The 16470-nt window shown below is 66.8% G+C and carries 16 protein-coding genes; 9 read left to right on the top strand and 7 right to left on the bottom strand.

The genetic code is table 11. The features are described 5' to 3' along the window. Positions 1–50: 50 nt before the first annotated feature. On the bottom strand, positions 51–794 hold the full coding sequence (locus D575_RS0101935) for a class I SAM-dependent methyltransferase (protein WP_018144226.1): 744 nt from the start codon (positions 792–794) through the stop codon (positions 51–53). Positions 795–917: 123 nt separating this feature from the next. After that, on the bottom strand, positions 918–1622 hold the full coding sequence (locus D575_RS0101930; RefSeq protein WP_018144225.1) for a TVP38/TMEM64 family protein: 705 nt from the start codon (positions 1620–1622) through the stop codon (positions 918–920). A gap of 136 nt (positions 1623–1758) precedes the next feature. On the opposite strand from D575_RS0101930, the gene D575_RS0101925 reads away from it, so the two are divergent. Together D575_RS0101925 and D575_RS0101920 are read left to right on the top strand one after the other, a co-directional pair. Continuing rightward, complete coding sequence (locus D575_RS0101925) at positions 1759–3291, top strand: AAA family ATPase (RefSeq protein WP_018144224.1); 1533 nt, start codon at positions 1759–1761, stop codon at positions 3289–3291. A gap of 134 nt (positions 3292–3425) precedes the next feature. Further along, positions 3426–3887, top strand: a complete 462-nt coding sequence (locus D575_RS0101920; protein ID WP_018144223.1) for a glycine zipper 2TM domain-containing protein — start codon at positions 3426–3428, stop codon at positions 3885–3887. A 21-nt stretch (positions 3888–3908) separates the two neighbouring features. Here the strand turns inward: D575_RS0101920 and D575_RS0101915 are convergent, their stop codons facing one another. Continuing rightward, positions 3909–5273 (bottom strand): diguanylate cyclase, encoded by a 1365-nt coding sequence (locus D575_RS0101915; RefSeq protein WP_018144222.1) that lies wholly within the window; start codon positions 5271–5273, stop codon positions 3909–3911. A 242-nt stretch (positions 5274–5515) separates the two neighbouring features. Here D575_RS0101915 and D575_RS0101910 point away from each other — a divergent pair, with 242 nt between their 5' ends. Continuing rightward, on the top strand, positions 5516–6004 hold the full coding sequence (locus tag D575_RS0101910) for a PleD family two-component system response regulator (protein ID WP_018144221.1): 489 nt from the start codon (positions 5516–5518) through the stop codon (positions 6002–6004). Between the two features lie 24 nt (positions 6005–6028). On the opposite strand, the gene D575_RS0101905 is transcribed toward D575_RS0101910, so the two are convergent. From D575_RS0101905 to amrB, 4 genes are all read right to left on the bottom strand, one after another. Next, the gene (locus D575_RS0101905; protein WP_018144220.1) at positions 6029–7039 is read right to left on the bottom strand and encodes an adenosine deaminase; all 1011 of its coding nucleotides are present in this window, start codon (positions 7037–7039) and stop codon (positions 6029–6031) included. A 76-nt stretch (positions 7040–7115) separates the two neighbouring features. Then, a complete protein-coding gene (locus D575_RS0101900) occupies positions 7116–7730 on the bottom strand; it encodes a rhomboid family intramembrane serine protease (RefSeq protein ID WP_018144219.1) in 615 nt (204 codons plus the stop codon). Further along, complete coding sequence (gene amrA, locus D575_RS0101895) at positions 7720–8298, bottom strand: AmmeMemoRadiSam system protein A (RefSeq protein ID WP_018144218.1); 579 nt, start codon at positions 8296–8298, stop codon at positions 7720–7722. Before amrA ends, D575_RS0101900 begins: the two co-directional genes overlap by 11 nt. Continuing rightward, on the bottom strand, positions 8295–9095 hold the full coding sequence (amrB, locus tag D575_RS0101890) for an AmmeMemoRadiSam system protein B (protein WP_018144217.1): 801 nt from the start codon (positions 9093–9095) through the stop codon (positions 8295–8297). The genes amrA and amrB overlap by 4 nt, the downstream gene beginning before the upstream one ends. 89 nt (positions 9096–9184) lie before the next feature. Between amrB and amrS the strand changes: the two genes are divergently transcribed. The 6 genes from amrS (at position 9185) to D575_RS0101860 (ending at position 16415) form a co-directional block, all read left to right on the top strand. Continuing rightward, positions 9185–10330 (top strand): AmmeMemoRadiSam system radical SAM enzyme, encoded by a 1146-nt coding sequence (amrS, locus tag D575_RS0101885; RefSeq protein WP_018144216.1) that lies wholly within the window; start codon positions 9185–9187, stop codon positions 10328–10330. A gap of 35 nt (positions 10331–10365) precedes the next feature. Next, positions 10366–10890 (top strand): Hsp20/alpha crystallin family protein, encoded by a 525-nt coding sequence (locus D575_RS0101880; RefSeq protein WP_018144215.1) that lies wholly within the window; start codon positions 10366–10368, stop codon positions 10888–10890. Between the two features lie 78 nt (positions 10891–10968). Then, positions 10969–12000 carry a DUF2235 domain-containing protein gene (locus D575_RS0101875; RefSeq protein ID WP_018144214.1) on the top strand — a complete coding sequence of 344 codons (1032 nt, stop codon included), beginning with the start codon at positions 10969–10971 and terminating at the stop codon, positions 11998–12000. 82 nt (positions 12001–12082) lie between these two features. Beyond that, positions 12083–12463 carry a DUF2237 family protein gene (locus tag D575_RS0101870; RefSeq protein ID WP_018144213.1) on the top strand — a complete coding sequence of 127 codons (381 nt, stop codon included), beginning with the start codon at positions 12083–12085 and terminating at the stop codon, positions 12461–12463. Positions 12464–12618: 155 nt separating this feature from the next. Beyond that, entirely contained in the window at positions 12619–14943 is a 2325-nt protein-coding gene (locus tag D575_RS0101865; RefSeq protein WP_018144212.1) for an HDOD domain-containing protein, read from the top strand. 224 nt (positions 14944–15167) lie between these two features. Continuing rightward, positions 15168–16415: an HD-GYP domain-containing protein gene (locus D575_RS0101860; RefSeq protein ID WP_051069914.1), complete on the top strand. Its 1248-nt coding sequence runs from the start codon at positions 15168–15170 to the stop codon at positions 16413–16415. The last annotated feature ends 55 nt before the right edge of the window (positions 16416–16470 follow it).

Here is a 16470-nt window from a genome sequence, read left to right as displayed (position 1 = left end):
GAGTTGCCACCGACCCGGGTCGTGTCAGGGGCAGCCGGGGGCGTGTTGCTTCAGGATGCGCGACGGCAGACCAGAAAGACCTCTTCGACGCCGTCGGTGGCGACCATGCCGGGGGTCAATTCGAGGGGCTTTTGCAGGCGCAGTCCCAGGGGCATCAGGAAGCGGTTGTAGACCTTCATCGCGACCGGCCGATGACGTTGCAGGAACCACATGCCGAGGTCATTGAGGCGCGAGGATTTGGGCTTCATGCCGAAGATTGCGCTTTGCTCGATCTGTAGCTGGTGGCGTTCCAGCAGTTGCGTCAGCTTGGCCGGTTCATAGCGCCGGTAGTGGCCGACGATGTCGTCGAACGGCGTCCAGTATTCCGGGTGTAGCGGGGTGGAGAGCAGTACCCGGGCCCCGGGTGCCGCCACCCGCGAGAGCTCGGCCAGGGCCGCCTCGTCGTCTTCCACGTGCTCGACGATGTCCAGCGCGCACACCAGGTCGAAACTCTGGTCGGCGTAGGGCAGGGCGGAGATGGGGGCGGTGTGGGTGATGCCGCCCGCGCTTTCCAGTGCCGCCAGGGCCGGTGGGCTGATATCGACAAAGTGGGTGCCGGCGATCGGCAGGCGCGGGCGCATGCCGGGCCCTACTTCGAGCCGGCGGGTATGCGATTCGGCCAGGCTGGATACCAGGCCCCAGGTGTTGAAGCGCTCCGGGTGCACCAGACGCGTGTCCGCCCACAAGCCATCGTAGAAGCGCTGGTTGACGTCGCCGATGTCCGAATGTTGCTGCGGGGCAGTATCGTGGGTCACGCGGTGGCCGGGCTTGAATGGTGCGCCACAGTGTAACCAACCTGACGGGCGGTCACAGGCTGGCTGGGTAGACTCCGGGAAGCCGTTCTCGGTTTGGCGGGCGGGTCAGCGCCATTCGCTGTGTCATTCGTCGGTCTCAATGCGCCGTGAGTGGCGGCGCTGAATCCGGTGGCGCAGCGCGGCGCCCAGTAGCAACAGCACCGCCAGCGCAAACAGGGGCAGGAGGGTTTGCGGTTGCAGGGCCTCGCCGCTCGCGAGGGCGTCGGTGGCCCCGTGGATGGCGGTGGCGTACACGCCCCACTTGACGGCGAGCCCGAGCACGGCTGCCAGCAGGAAACGGCCAAGTGGAAGGCCCAGCGCGCCGCCGGCGTAGTTCACCATCGAATGGGGAAAGCCGGGGAGCACGCGCAGCGCGATCTGCGTGGCGAGGCCACTGTGGCGGTGCAGGAAATCGGCCAGCCAGGCGTCTTCGCGGCGTTCGTGATCGGGATGGCGCGCCAGGCGGGCGGACACGCGGTACGCACCCCAGGCACCACTGACGCTACCTGCGAGGAGCAGACCGATGGCTAACAGGGGCGGATGGAACGGGGCGATCAACCAGAGGATGAGCGTGCCGGGCAGGGCAAAGATCAGCATCAGGGCCATCAGGAGCACCAGCCCTGCCGTGGCCCAGGGGCCGCCCGCGACGGCATCGCCCCAGGCCAGCAGGCGGACCGGATCGCCCACCCACAGCGCGATGCCGATGCCCAGCGCGATCAGCAGCACCAGCAGGCCGCGCCCGATGTTGGCGCGGGAACACCCGTTGGGTCGGGGGAGGGGGTGCGTCATTGAGCGGGGCCTCCGGGGAGCGTCCGGCGTGATGCGGTCAGAGTAGCGGATGCGCAATCACAAGGTTCGGTGGGCAGGTCGCATCGGCGCCGCGGATCGGTACACTCGGCTCAGGCACCCGGGGAGGAGACGCGCATTGAGCAACAAGCTGGAGAATCAGACGGCACACAAGATCCTGCGCGGGCTCAAGTCGCACTATCCGGTGTTCTACCTTCTCGGCTGGGACGAAGATCGCATGGAGCGGCTGCTGCGTTCGGTCGCACGCTCGTTCTACGGCGAAGACGGCCATCTGGAGGTCTGGTCGGCGAGTCACGGGTTTGGCGAGCACGACGACCCGAATGCACTGACGACGGACCCGGTAGCGGCAGTGGCGCGGGTGGCGGCCGGCGAGACGGATGCCCCGCGCATGGTCCTGCTGAAGGATCTGCCCATGTGGTTCGATGACAACCCGGCGCTGGTGCGCGGAGTGCGCGACCTGTACTACCAGCTGAAGAAGGGACGCAACGTGGTGTTCCTCAGCTGCCCGTTGCTGAAGCTGCCGGAGATCCTGAAAAAGGAGGTCTTCCTGGTCGAGGTGGACCTGCCGTCCGAGGTCGAGGTGCTGGAGCAGCTCGAACACACCCGCGGCGCCGAGGCGGTCCCGCGCGAGCAGTTGTTCCGGGTGGCGGCGGGAATGCGCGGCCTGTCGCTCAACGAGGTCGGGCACCTGAGTGCGCGGCTGTTCCGCGGCAAGCCGCTGCCCGAGGCCGACATGCTGGCCGAGATCCAGGAGGAGAAGGGCCAGATCCTGCGCAAGGAGAGCTGCCTCGAGTTCTATCCGCCACAGCGCTCGCTGGAGGATATCGGCGGTCTGGAGAACCTCAAGGAATGGGTGCGTACGCGCGCCGACCTGTTCACCGAGAAGGCCTGGAACGACAACGTGCCGCTACCCGCCGGGGTGCTGTTCATGGGGGTCAGCGGCTGCGGCAAGAGCATGGCCGCCAAGGCGATCGCCACCGCCTGGAAGCTGCCGCTGGTGCGGCTGGACATGAGCCTGGTGCTGTCCGGCAGTTTCGGTACCCCGGAATACGCCTTTGCCCGGGCCACCCGGATCGCCGAGGAGATCGCACCGATGGTGTTGTGGGTGGACGAGCTGGAGAACGCCTTCGGTTTCGACAGTCACGCCGCGGGCAGCGCCGGCAATGTAAACATCTTCTCCAGCTTTCTCACCTGGCTGCAGGAGAAGTCGCCCCGGGTGTTCGTGGCGGCGACCGCGAACCGCATCCAGCAGCTCCCGGCCGAGCTGATGCGCAAGGGGCGCTTTGACCAGCTGTTCTTCCTCGATCTGCCGAACGTGGAGGAGCGCAAGGAGATCCTGCGCATTCACGTCCAGCGTCACGGCGGTAACCTGGAGGACTTCAACCTGAACTACATGGCGGCCAGCACCGAGGACTGGAGTGGGGCCGAGATCGAGCAGGCGGTGAAGTCGGCGCGGATCGACGCCTACCAGGAGGGGCGGGTGTTCAACCAGCGCGACGTGATCCGCAACGTCATCAACACGGTACCGCTGTCGCGGACCATGGTGGAGCAGATCCGCGAGATCAAGAGCTGGGTCTTCCAGCGCGCGATCAATGCGTCGAAGCCGGAGCCGAAGGGCGCCGCGTCCGGCCCGCCGAAGCCGCCCGGCTGACCGCCGAGCCTGGTTTTCCGGGCGCCGGAGAGTGGGCCCCGGGTGGCCTATACTCCGGTCAGGGGGACGCCAGAGCCGGTACGGGTCCCGGTCCCCCACGGGTTCAGATACGGGTCGCCGGTGGAGGAATGCTCATGTGGCGCAATGTTTCTTTCGCGATTGTCCTGGCGGCGGTCCTGGGTCTCGGCGGCTGTGCGACCTATCAGGGGTCGCAGGAACAGGCCGGGATGGTGATCGGCGGCGTGCTGGGGGGCGTGCTTGGCTCGCAGGTCGGCTCCGGGCGTGGCCGGACCGCGGCGATCATCGCCGGCACCCTCGCGGGCGCGGCGATCGGTGGCTCGGTGGGCCAGTCCATGGACGAGGTCGACCGGTTGAAGACGGCCCAGACCCTGGAGAGTGTGCGGACGGGTGTGCCCTCGCGGTGGGTCAATCCCGACAGCGGCAACCAGTACACCGTGGTGCCGACGCGGACCTACGAGACCACCGCCGGCCCGTGCCGCGAATACACCATCGACGCGGTGATCGGAGGCCAGACCGAGCAGGTGTACGGGACCGCCTGTCGGCAGCCGGACGGCAGCTGGCGTATCCAGGGCTGAATGGCGGGCCTGGTCCGCGCCTCAGACAGACGCTTCCGGGGTCGGTTGCCCCGGCCCGGCCGAGTCGTCGGCGGTCCGGGTGTCCTGGAAGTCGGATTCGGCTCCAGCATCCAGGGTGCGCGAGACGACGCAGTCACGCCCCTCGCTCTTCGCCTGGTAGACGGCCTGGTCGGCGACCCGGAAGAGGTCGTTCATGTCCACCTCGCGACCACAGGGACGACTGGTCACGCCGAAGCTGGCGGTAATGGTCAGTCCGGCGGGCTTGAGTTCGCGCAGTTGCTGGCGTAGTTCCTCGGCACGGGTATGGGCATCAAACAGGTCGCACTCGGGCAGGACCAGCAGGAATTCCTCGCCGCCGAAGCGCAGGGCGACATCGACCTCGCGCCCGGTGGTACGTAGCAACTCGCCCACGCCAACCAGGACCTCGTCGCCCACCAGATGGCCGTGGCTGTCGTTGATCTGCTTGAAATGGTCGATATCCAGCAGGATCAGGCTGAGGGCCATGTCCTTCTGGTTGGCTTCGGTGAAGAAGCGTGCGGCGCATTCGGCCAGGACATTGCGATTGCGCAGGCCGGTGAGGGGATCGATCATCGCCATGTCGTAGAGTTTCTGGCGCTGGCCCTGGACTTCCTCGAGCAGGCGCTTGTTCGCCAGGAGGTTGCCGATGCGGGCGCGGACCTCGTCTTCCAGCACCGGCTTGGTCACGAAGTCGTTGACCCCCAGGCGGAAGAGCTCGGCGCGTCGGTTCGGGTCGTCGAGGCCGGACATCGCGACGATCGGCAGGCTGGTCTTGTCGGGGAAGCGGTGGCGCAGGCGGCTGACCAACCCCATGCCGCTGATGTCGCCCTCGACCAGGATATCGCTCAGGACCAGATCCCAGGTTCCCTCGTCGAAGGCATTCAGGGCGGCGGAGGCGCTGCGAAAGTGCGCTACTTCCAGACCCATGCCCTCGAGGATGCGAGTCATCACCCGGGCGACGGTGGGGCTGTCCTCGACATACAGCACATGCCCCTTGTGGGCGTGTTCCACCGGCCGGCCGTAGCGTGCGGCCTGGTGGAACAGGTCACGGATGTTGGTCTTGTCGTGGAGATCGGTGGCGCCGGCCTCGAAGGCCGCGCGGCGTATGTCGTGGTCCTGCTTGGTGGTCAGCAGGATCAGCGGCAGATCATGGCCGGCGGGTTTGGCGCGTGCCTGGCGGCAGAACTCGATCCCGCTCATGTCGGGCAGGGTAATGGAGGCGCAGACCAGCTCGAGGTCGTTTTCCTCGATGCGGGCGAGGCCCTCCGCACCACTTGCGGCCATGATCGGCTTGTGTCCGGCGGCCAGGACCATTCGGCTCCACAGCGCCCGGAATACGCGGGAGTGATCGACGACCAGGATCTTCATGGCCGGCCGTCCATTGGGCGGTCTCGCCGGGGCGCGGTCGTGACCGGCGGTCGGAGCGTGTCTGCCGTCATGCTGGGCCCTGACTCCATTCAGTGATCCGCAGGCAAATCCGGATAATGCGCGTCTTCGCACCGGGCTTCAAACGAGCCGTCAAGACGCGCTGGACAGCGCGTGCGGGCACGGGAACAATGAGGCCATCTGGCGTGCGACGAAACACTACAGCCAGGGGAAAGGAGTCCGGCATGAGCTACATGCAGCGAATGGGGAGTCTGCTGCGGTTCGGCAAGGCCGGCGAGCGGCGTACAAAGGCACGCCAAGAGGCCGCTCGCGGGCTGCGGGTGCTGGTGGTGGATGATTCGCGCACGGTGGTCGCGCTGCTCACCAGCATGCTCAAGCAGAACGAGCTGGAGCCGATTGGCGTCGGCGATGCCGAGGAGGCGCTGGCTTTGGCGCGCGAGAATCCACCGGACCTGATCTTCCTGGATATCCTCCTGCCCGGGATGACCGGGTTTGCCATGCTGCGTCAACTGCGCCGGGACCCCGCCACCGCGAAGGTGCCGGTGATAATGATCAGCGGCAACGAGGACGCGGTCGAGCAGTTCTTCCTCGATCGCATCGGCTCCGACGACTTCATGAAGAAACCCTTCGGCCGCGGAGAGGTGTTCACCCGCATCGAGCGCCTGGTGGCGAAGGGGCGTCTTCCGGCCCGCCCGACGCGCTTCTCCGGGTAGGAATCCCGGACCCGCACTCGCGTTTCAGGCGGCGTGCCGGGCCCGCCAGTCGCCGATCTCGTCGTGCAGGCGCTGTTTTGCGCTGGCTTCCAGGAACGCGGCGTCGACGGCGTTGCGTGCCAGTTTTTCCAGGTCATCCAGGTCCAGCTGCAGGGCCGCGGCCGTGGCGCGGAAGTTTTCCCCCACGTAGCCGCCGAAATAGGCCGGGTCATCCGAGCTGATGGTGACGCACAGCCCCGCGTCCATCAGGCGCTTCAGGTTGTGTTGTTCCAGGCGCTCGAACACGCACAGCTTGATGTTGGACAGCGGGCAGACGGTCAGCGGGATCTGCTCCCGCGCCAGGCGCTGCATCAGGTCGGGGTCCTGCTCGGCCTGGACGCCGTGGTCGATGCGCGCGACCTTGAGCAGGTCCAGTGCCTGCCAGATGTAGTCCGGTGGCCCCTCCTCGCCGGCATGCGCGACGGCGGGGAATCCCTCGGCCCGCGCGCGCTCGAACACGGCCTGGAATTTCTCCGGCGGGTTGCCCAGCTCCGCGGAGTCCAGCCCGACCGCGTGGATGTGCTCGCGCCAGGGCAGGGCGGTCTCCAGGGTCTCGATCGCGGCCTCGGCGCTCAGGTGGCGCAGGAAACAGAGAATCAGGCGGTTGGTGATGCCGAGCTCCCGTTCGCCGTCGGCCAGCGCGCGGTGGATGCCGTCGATGACCGTCGCGAAGGGCACGCCGCGTTCGGTGTGGGTCTGCGGGTCAAAAAAGATCTCGGTGTGGCGGACGTGGTCGTCCCGGCAGCGTTCGAGGTACGCCCAGGTCAGGTCGTAGAAATCCTGCTCGGTCAGCAGGACGCAGGCGCCCGCGTAGTAGATATCCAGGAAGGATTGCAGGTCGTGAAACTGGTAGGCGGCCCGAACCTCCTCGACCGAGGCATACGGGAGATCGACATCGTTGCGCTCGGCCAGGGCGAACATCAGCTCGGGTTCCAGGGAGCCCTCGATGTGCAGGTGCAGCTCGACCTTGGGGAGCGTGGCGATGGCGTCTTGCATGGCGGGATCCTGCGGTGTCGGGGAGGAAAGTGCGCAGAGGCTAGAACTGCCCGGGGCGCCCGACAAGTAACCGGGGTCACCCGAGGGGCGAGAGCAGTTCCCGGAAGAACCGCGCCAGCAGGCCGGGTTCCAGCCACAGCATGAAGGCGATGCCCCAGGCGCCGCCCCACAGGTGGGCGCTGTGGTTGATGTTGTCGCGGTTCTGGCGCTGGGCATAGAGCGAATAGCCGACATAGACCGCCGCAAACACGATGGCCGGGACCGGGATAAAGAACACGAACAACAGCGACCACGGCTGCAGCAGGATGTAGGCGAACAGCACCGCGGAGACCGCGCCGGAAGCGCCCAGCGAGCGGTAGCCCGGGTCACGCAGATGGCTCAGGTGGCTTGGCAGACTGGCGAGGACGATGGCGGCCAGATAGAACAGCACGAAGCCGCCCATGCCGATCGCGGGCACCAGCACGCGCTCCATGGCCATGCCGAAGAAAAACAGCGTGATCATGTTGAACGCGAGATGGGTGCCATCGGCATGGATGAAGCCGTGGGTTACCAGGCGCCAGTATTCGCCGCGCTGCACCGACGGTGGATGATGGATCATCGCCTGCAACCAGCGCGGGTTCTGCCATGCGAGCAGGGAGACCGCGACGGTGGCGACGATCAGGTACAGCGTCACACTCGGTTCAAAGTTCACCGGCAACCTCCAAGGACCCGTAGCGCCAGGCCTGCAGGCCGTCGGGCCAGCCGCCCGGCGCCAGCCCGGCCTTTTGCAGCAGGGCATCGAGGAAGGTCTCGGGATCGGGCAGTTGTTCCCAGACCGCAGGGAGGAAGGTGGCGCGGCGCGCTCCGGCCTGAAGGACCAGGCCGTCCCGGCCCGGTTGTAGCTGATCCAGCAGGCCCTTGCGCTGCGCGGCCTCCATGGGTCGCGACGCAGTCAGCAGCGTGACCGAGTAGGCAAGACCGGCCAGTTCCGACGTGCGCAGCGGCAGAAAACGCGGATCATTGAGCGCCGCCGCGCGGGCGTTGTGCAGGACGTCCGCGGCCAGGGGCCGGTGGGCCTCCAGCGTGCCGATGCAGCCGCGCAGGGTTTCCCCTTGCTTCAGGGTGACGAAGCTGGCGCCGGGATCGGGTAGCGGGTCGGGCTCCTGTTCCAGTGCAATGGGGCGGGCGGGGGCATGGTGCGCGGCCCGCCGGATGGCATCCGCGGCCAGTTCCAGCAGGCGTTCGCGCGCCGGCGCGGGCAGGTCGATGGCGTGCGTCATTGCAGCATCCAGGCGCCGTAGCCGACCACCTGGTCGCGCGGGCCGGCGGTGTCGCCGGAGTTGCGCTGGTCCAGTGTGGTAATGGCAAGACCGCGCTGCCGTGCCAGCCGCAACAGGCCCGCCAGCGGCCGGCAGCCGCAAGCCTGTTCCGGCCCCAGCGCGTGTTCGTCCAGTTGTTCGATGGCGCGGGTGGTGGCCGTGTCCAGGCGGCACGCGGTGGCATAGTCGTGGAAGTGGGAGAGATCCGAACTCACGACGATCAGGGTCTCCGGGCCGCCCCACAGCCGTTCCAGCACGCTCGCGACCTGCTCGGACGAGGCATCCCCGACCACCAGCGGGACGAGTTCGAATGTCCCCAGTGCCACCTGCAGGAACGGCAGGTGGGCCTCCAGGCTGTGTTCCGGTCCGTGGGCGATGTCCAGTAACTGGACGCCGGGCAGGTCCGCGATGGCTTCCAGGGCTTCGTGGTCCACGGGGATGTCTCCCAGCGGGCTGCGGTAGGCCGTTGCCGTAGTGGTCGCGATGCCGCGAAAGGGCACGCGATGCGACGGACCCAAGAGGATGACGCGCTGGATCTTCCCCGCCAGGGGGCGGATGTGCGCATAGACCGAGGCCGCCACCGGGCCGGAGTACGGGTAACCGGCATGCGGCGCGATCAGGGCCTTGGGCGGCGCCGCGTCCGTTACCAGCGGGACGGCATCGAGCAAGCGGGTGACCGTGGCGCGCAGCTCCTCGGGCTCGGCCGGGTAGAACTGGCCCGCGATGGCGGGCTCGCGGATGCGGGGCTGTGCCGTCATTGGGGGGGGGGCTCCATCAAACATTATGTTGTTGAATATTGGGATTGTGTCCTCATATTCAAGACCATGAATCACGGTCTGGACTGGATATGAACGACATCCCCGAACACGACGCATTCACCGTCGCCACGCGCTACTGGCATGCCCTGGAGGATGGCCGCGTACAGTGCGATCTGTGCCCGCGCTACTGCAAGCTGAAGCCCGGACAGCGCGGCGCATGCTTTGTGCGCGCCAATCTCGACGATGCCGTGGTGCTGACCAGCTATGGGCGTTCCTCCGGCTACTGCGTGGATCCGATCGAGAAGAAGCCGCTCAATCACTTCCTCCCGGGCAGTCCGGTGCTGTCGTTCGGCACGGCCGGCTGCAACCTGGCCTGCAAGTTCTGCCAGAACTGGGACATCAGCAAGTCACGCGAGATCGACACGCTGGCCGATCGCGCTGATCCCGAGACCATTGCACGTGCCGCCGAGGCGCTGGACTGTCGCGCGGTGGCCTTTACCTACAACGACCCGGTGATCTTTCACGAGTACGCCATCGACGTGGCGGCGGCCTGCCGCGCGCGGGATATCCGCACGGTGGCCGTGACGGCCGGTTACATCACCGAGCAGGCGCGCGGCGAATTCTTTGCCGCCATGGATGCGGCGAACGTGGACCTGAAGGCATTTACCGAGCGCTTCTATCACAAGCTGACCGGGGCCCATCTGCAGCCGGTACTCGACACCCTGGAATGGCTGGTGCACGAGACCGCTACCTGGGTCGAGATCACCACGCTGCTGATCCCGGGGGAGAACGACAGCGATGCGGAGATCACCTCCATGGCGCAATGGGTCCGGGAGCATCTGGGGCCGGATGTGCCGCTGCATTTCACCGCCTTCCATCCGGATTTCAAGATGACCGAACACCCGCGCACGCCGATCGAGACGCTGCAGCGGGCGCGTCGCATCGCTCGCGAGCAGGGTCTGCATCACGTGTACACCGGCAATGTGCATGACACGCAGGGCCAGAGCACCTGGTGTGCGGGCTGCGGGCAACGCGTGATTGGCCGCGACGGGTACGAACTCTCGGACTGGAAACTGAACGCCGATGGTTGCTGCAACGCCTGCGGCGCGTCGGTGCCCGGGGTGTTCGAAGCGCGCCCCGGCAACTGGGGCGCCCGGCGTCAGCCGGTGCGGCTAGCCGATTTTCGGGGGTCTGATTCGCAGGGCTTGAAAAGGCCCTCTCCGCGACCTAGTTAACTCGGTAGACAGGATTTGCAACGGAGGTGATCACCATGGACCTGAAAAAGCTCAAGCCGTGGAACTGGTTCAAGCGCGAGGAGACCGCGAGCACGGAGGTCGTGCCGGCTCGGCGCGAGAGCGCCGACCCCTTGATGCGCATGCACCGCGAGATGGACCGGATGTTCGAGGACTTCTTTGGCTCGGCCCTCGGGATGCGCGGGGGTGATGCCGCCGCCTCGCTGCTGCTCAAGCCCAGTGTGGATATCGCCGAGACCCGCAAGGCCTACCGGATCACGGTGGAGGTGCCGGGGATCGACGAGGACGCGATCGACCTGACGGTGGATGGCGACGACCTGATCATCTCCGGCGAGAAGCGCCAGGAGACCGAGGAAGACGACCAGGGCTACCATCGGGTGGAGCGGGCCTACGGACAGTTTCGCCGTATCCTCAGCCTGCCCGGGGACGCCGATATCGATGCCATCCAGGCGCGGTTCAAGAACGGTGTTCTGAAGATCGACATCCCCCGGCGCAAGGACGACGCCCGGCCGGGCGTGCGCCGGATCGAGATCGGCTCCTGAGGGGGGCGTCACACGGCGGCCTGCCGTGCGCTGAATGATCGCCGGGACCGCCCGACGACAAGGATGTGAGACCAGCGAATGACACGACGGATCGTGATCTGTGCGGACGGAACCTGGAATCGCCCGGAGGAGGACGTCGAGTCGGACGTGCCGACCAATGTCCTGCGCCTGGCGCGGGCCATTGCGCCCGCCGATGCCATGGGGGACCCGCAGCAGGTCTACTACGACTGGGGCGTGGGGGCGTACTACGCAAAGATCTCGGGTGGCGTGACCGGGCGTGGCATCCACAAGAACATCCAGGATGCCTATCGCTACATCGTGCAGAACTACGCCCCCGGCAGCGAGATATTCCTGTTCGGTTTCAGCCGCGGGGCGTACACCGTTCGCAGCCTGTGCGGCTTGATCAACAACTGCGGGGTCCTGAAGCGCCCGGATGCACGGTTGATCGAGCAGGCCTTTCGGCACTACAAGAACACCGGCGCCAGCCATGCGCCCGAGGGCGAAGCCTCGCGTACCTTTCGCGCGAAACATGCACATCCCTCGCGGGAGATCCGCTTTGTTGGCGTCTGGGATACGGTCGGCGCGTTGGGAATCCCGTTCTCTTTGCTGGGAATGTTCGATCGTACGGACGAGTTCTACGACACCAAGCTGGGGCCCAACGTGCGCATCGCCCGCCATGCCATGGCGATCGACGAGACACGAGCCGACTTTGAGCCCACCCTGTGGGATCCGCGCCCGGGGCTGGATCTGAAGCAGCTGTGGTTCAGTGGCGTGCATGCCGACGTGGGCGGCGGCTACGCCCCGGATGCCGAGGGGCGTCTCGCGTCAGAGGCCCCGCTGGCGTGGATGATCGAGCAAGCCCGGATGGCCGGGCTGCAAGTGGAGAGGCATCTGCCGGATAACCTGCGCCCCGACCCGCTGGCGTCGCTGCACCGCTCGCGGCGGCACATCTATCGCCTGCGACGGCGCTATCGGCGTCCGTTGTACCAGTCGGGTTACCCGACCGAGGTGCATCCGAGTGCCCTGGAACGCTACCGGAAGGATGTCGACTACCAGCCCGAGAACCTGCGCGCGTTTCTGGACGAATGGGGCTGGCCGGACGCCGACTGAATTCCCCCGGACGGAGTAAACGCTCGCGTTGGGAGGCCGGGTCTCCGTTATCCTGTAGGAATAGCAGACGGAGATTCCCTCAATGCAGCCATTTCCCTCGAAGAACGTGTTTGGCGGGGCCCTGGAGCCCTGTAGTCGCGGGCCGGTCACCGGTTTTTATCGCGACGGCCGTTGTGCCACCGGCTACGACGACCAGGGCATGCATACCGTGTGCGCCGAGCTCACCCGCGAGTTTCTCGATTTCTCCCTGGCACGCGGGAATGATCTGATCACGCCGGTTCCGGAATTCGGCTTCCCCGGCCTGGAGGCCGGGGATCGCTGGTGCCTGTGCGCCGCGCGCTGGCTGGAGGCCTACCGGGCGGGGGCGGCGCCCGGGGTCTTCCTGCGCGCGACGCACGAGGAGACCCTGGCGGTGATCCCGCTGGACATCCTCAAGGAACACGCGCGCGACCCAGCTGATTGAGATGGAGGCCCTCCTCGGAGGGTCGGTCGGGGGCCGGGGTGGGCCCCGCTGAAATACAGGGAGAAGACGGATGGATCCGTACATGGTGGGGCTGACAATCGCTCGGGTCGATAACGTGGGCATGGGGAATCGGGGGGTGGCCGGTGGTTGACCGCATGGCCGTGCCCGAGATCGAACGCTTCCGGATCACGCGGACGCTGGGTACGAGTGCCCGCGACGGGCTCTATGTCGCGCACGACCCGCTGCTGGATCGGCAGGTCGCGATTCGGACGCTGACCAACGTCGCGGCGGACGCTTCGACCCGCCAGGCATTGCTTGAAGACGCCCGCCGGTTAAGCCGCTTTCGGCACCCGAACATCGCTCCAATCTTCGAGGCGGGGGACTACGCCGAGGGCGTCTATCTGGTGTTCGAGTACGTCGAGGGCGAGACCCTGGAGCAGATCCTGGCGCGCGGACCCTTGCCGATCGATCGCGCCCTGGCCCTGATGCGCGAGCTGCTGGATGCGGCGGCTGCGGCGCACGAGCAGGGCATCCTGCACGGGGCCCTGCAGCCGGCGAACGTGACCGTGAACCCCGAGGGACATGCGCGCATCACCGGGCTGGGCATGGCGCTGCCTGACGTGGCCGCGCGCGGCGAGAGCCACCTGCCGGATACACCCTACTATCTGGCGCCGGAACGGCTGGCGAACGAGGCCGCGACCGAAGGGTCCGACGTGTTCTCCCTGGGGGCCTTGTTCTTCGAGATGCTGACGGGCGAGCGCGCGTTTGCCGGTGATAGCCCCGCGGCGATCCGGCAGGCGATGCAGGCGGGGGCGCTGGAGCCACCCTCCGGTCGCACCGGCAATGGCGACGAACGCTTCGACGCCCTGGTACTTCGGGCCACCCGCCCGGATCCCGCCGAGCGTTTCGCATCGGCCCGCGAGTTTCGCGAGGCGCTGGTGGTGGCCGTCGAGGGCGAAGGCCAGACGGGCGACGGATCGCAGGACTTCATCCTGCGGCGGATCCGACGCAAGCCTGATTTCCCCGGCATCTCCAGCCACATCCGCGAGATTACCCAGTGTTCCGACGACACGATGAAGCGCTCGGTGGCCGAGCTGTCGAATGCCGTGCTGAAGGACTACGCCACCACGCAGAAGCTGCTTCGGCTGGCGAATTCACCCTTTTACAGCAACTTTGGCGGCAATATCCGCACCGTTTCGCGCGCGATCGTGCTGCTGGGCTTCGAGCAGGTGCGCACGGCGGCGCTCGGGCTGGTGCTGTTCGAAAACCTCAAGGGCGGGCGTCATTCCGGACGCCTGATGGAGGCGCTGGTCGGCACCCTGTTCAGCGCCATGCTGGCGCGCGACCTGGCGGAACAGGTCGGCGGGGTGGAGAGCGAGCAGGCCTTTGTCTGTGCGCTGTTCCACGATATCGGCCGCATGCTGGTGTTGTACTACCTGCCGGAGGAGGCGGACGAAATCCGCATTCGTGTGGGTCAGGGTACGAGCGAGGGCAGTGCCGCCCGTCAGGTCCTCGGGATCTCCTACGAGGCCCTGGCGCGCAGCGTGCTGGAGGACTGGAACTTCCCGCGCGAGATCGTTACGTCGGTGGAACGGGCTCCCTCGGGCACGCTGCCGGCAGCGCGGGATGCCGACCAGCGCCTGCACCGCATCGTCACCCTGGCGTCGGAGATGGGGCAATGCATTACCCAGGCGGATCGCGACCAGCAGGGCGCCTTGCTCACCGATCTGCGCAAGCGCTACGAACGTGCCCTGGGCGTGGATGCCCGCGGCATGCAGCGGGCCATCAAGTCCGGGCGCGAGCACATGGATCACTTCCTGACGGTGGTCAAGCTGCCGCCGGAGGGCCGCGAGCCGCTGAACCGGCTGAAGGCGAATCTGGGTGTGCAGATCGATGACAGCGACGCGGCGGATATCGAGCCCGCGGGGGGGAGCGGCGAAGCGGCGGCGGCCGCCACCGCCGATCCTGACGCACAGGCCGCGGCACTGATGGAGACCCTGACCGACATGCTGGACAGCATGGTGGGCGAGTTCGAGCTGAACACCTTGATGCAGGCAACGCTCGAGACCCTGTACCAGACACTCGGTCTGCGCCGGGTAATGCTGATGCTCGCCGATCGCGAGCATCGGGTGCTGGTGGCGCATACCGCCTTCGGAAAGGATGCCGAGACGCTGTCCGGACGGCTGCGACTCACGCTTGCGGGCAAGGGCGACATTCTGTCGCTGGCCCTGGAACAGAAGAAGGACCTGGTCATCACCGACAGCCACGAGGCCTCGATCAGCCGTTATATCCCCGACGAGTTCCGCCAGGCCCTGGACGCGCGCAGTTTTCTGCTGCTGCCGCTGGCGGTGCGCGATCGTTGTATCGGGCTGCTGTATCTGGAATTGCCGGAAGGCGCCGCCGTGGAACCGACGGTCCTGCGGGCCCTGAAGGCCGTTCGCAATCAGATGGCTCTGGCCATTCGGCAGGCGCGCGATTGACGCCGCCTTCACCCGCGCACGCGCGCGGGTGAAGGCGGTCTGCACAGTGTCGATCGCTCCCCCTCAGTCCGCCGGATGGGACCGGCGGATGCCGGCTTTTGCGAACGACTAACGGATTCTGCACTCAATCGCTGTTTCCCCTCGATAAGTGGCGCTAAGGTGGAGATGATGCAAAGCTGGTCGAACATTATGGCGGCCAGATGCGACAGTTGGACAACAGTGGTATGCCCTGGGGACTGTTACAGCAGGAGATCCCGGTTTCCGATCTGCAGGTTGGTATGTACGTCAGCCGGCTCGATCGTCCGTGGCTGGAGACGCCCTATCTGGTCGAGGGGGTGCGGATTCGCTCGCAGGACGATATCGACGAGCTCGCTCGCCATTGTGTGCATGTGTTCGTTGATCTGGATAAGAGCGCGCCGGAGTCGCTGAGCCGGCTGCCACCGGCCGCGGGATCCGCACGGGCTGCCGCGACGGCCTCGAGCCGGGCCGAGGCCGCCCAGTTCCGCGGCATGACGGTCTATCGCGATCACTGCTCGGTGGAGCAGGAGCTCCCGGCGGCAAAGGAGGCTCAGGCGATTGTCGGGCGTGTTCTGGAGCAGATCCGTGCCGGCATGGAGCGCAATCCCGGGGTACCTCTGTCGGCGGCCCGGGAGGCGTCCGAGGCGTTGCGCGAGAGCGTGGAGCGCAACCCGGACGCCCTGCTGCTGCTGGCCAGGCTGAGCCACTCGGACGACGTGCTGTACGCCCACTCGCTCAATGTCGCGATCCATCTTCTGGCGCTGGGCCGGCACATGGGGCTGGATCGAGCCGAATTGTCGATCCTCGGGCTGGGGGGGCTGCTGATGGATATCGGCAAGATGCAGATGCCGCCGACGCTCCTGGGGCGCCGCACGCGGCTGTCCCCGGATCAGCGGCGCGAGATTCAGCGGCACGTGGAATATGGCGAGACCATTCTGCAATGCTCCCACGGGATCCCGGAGGGCGTGCGCGACATTGTCGCCCAGCACCACGAACGCGAGGACGGGCGTGGCTACCCACGGGGTCTGGTGGCCAACCAGATCAGTGCCTATGCGCGCATGGCGGCGATCGTGGATTCCTACGAGGAGATGCTGACGGAGGGCGGCCTGGCCGGGACCCCCTTCGAGGCCCTGAAGGAACTGCGGGAGAACGCGCGCTGGGGGCTGAATTCGGCGCTCGTGGATCAGTTCACCCACTGCGTGGGGCTGTTTCCCGTGGGCAGCCTGGTGGAGCTGGATAACGGCGAGGTCGCGATCGTGCTGAGTCACCGCCGTACGCAGCGCTTCATGCCCCGGGTGATGCGCATCCTCGATCCGTCCCATATGCCGTATCCCGACCCGTGGGAGCTGGATCTGGGGTCGCACGCGCCGGAGTCCGAGGGGGCGCGGCGGCAGATCCTGCGCGACCTTCCGGCGGGTGCCTACGGGGTCGATCCGGCGCGCTATTATCTTTGAGTAGGTGCGCATTCCGTACATGGGATCCGCATCTACTGATTTCGCCGCATGGGCG

Source organism: Thioalkalivibrio sp. AKL6 (genome assembly GCF_000376905.1).
GTDB classification, from domain to species: domain Bacteria; phylum Pseudomonadota; class Gammaproteobacteria; order Ectothiorhodospirales; family Ectothiorhodospiraceae; genus Thioalkalivibrio; species Thioalkalivibrio versutus.
Note: the sequence above shows the minus strand (reverse complement) of the source record. Positions and strands in the feature narration are given on the sequence as shown.

Bases quoted from the DNA above. Each gene is read 5' to 3' on its own strand.
- amrS (WP_018144216.1), top strand. From the start codon at position 9,185: ATGAACGACATCCCCGAACACGACGCATTCACCGTCGCCACGCGCTAC.
- D575_RS0101865 (WP_018144212.1), top strand. From the start codon at position 12,619: ATGGCCGTGCCCGAGATCGAACGCTTCCGGATCACGCGGACGCTGGGT.
- D575_RS0101920 (WP_018144223.1), top strand. From the start codon at position 3,426: ATGTGGCGCAATGTTTCTTTCGCGATTGTCCTGGCGGCGGTCCTGGGT.
- amrA (WP_018144218.1), bottom strand. From the start codon at position 8,298: ATGACGCACGCCATCGACCTGCCCGCGCCGGCGCGCGAACGCCTGCTG.
- amrB (WP_018144217.1), bottom strand. From the start codon at position 9,095: ATGACGGCACAGCCCCGCATCCGCGAGCCCGCCATCGCGGGCCAGTTC.
- D575_RS0101875 (WP_018144214.1), top strand. From the start codon at position 10,969: ATGACACGACGGATCGTGATCTGTGCGGACGGAACCTGGAATCGCCCG.
- D575_RS0101915 (WP_018144222.1), bottom strand. From the start codon at position 5,273: ATGAAGATCCTGGTCGTCGATCACTCCCGCGTATTCCGGGCGCTGTGG.
- D575_RS0101860 (WP_051069914.1), top strand. From the start codon at position 15,168: ATGCCCTGGGGACTGTTACAGCAGGAGATCCCGGTTTCCGATCTGCAG.
- D575_RS0101905 (WP_018144220.1), bottom strand. From the start codon at position 7,039: ATGCAAGACGCCATCGCCACGCTCCCCAAGGTCGAGCTGCACCTGCAC.
- D575_RS0101910 (WP_018144221.1), top strand. From the start codon at position 5,516: ATGAGCTACATGCAGCGAATGGGGAGTCTGCTGCGGTTCGGCAAGGCC.
- D575_RS0101870 (WP_018144213.1), top strand. From the start codon at position 12,083: ATGCAGCCATTTCCCTCGAAGAACGTGTTTGGCGGGGCCCTGGAGCCC.
- D575_RS0101880 (WP_018144215.1), top strand. From the start codon at position 10,366: ATGGACCTGAAAAAGCTCAAGCCGTGGAACTGGTTCAAGCGCGAGGAG.
- D575_RS0101930 (WP_018144225.1), bottom strand. From the start codon at position 1,622: ATGACGCACCCCCTCCCCCGACCCAACGGGTGTTCCCGCGCCAACATC.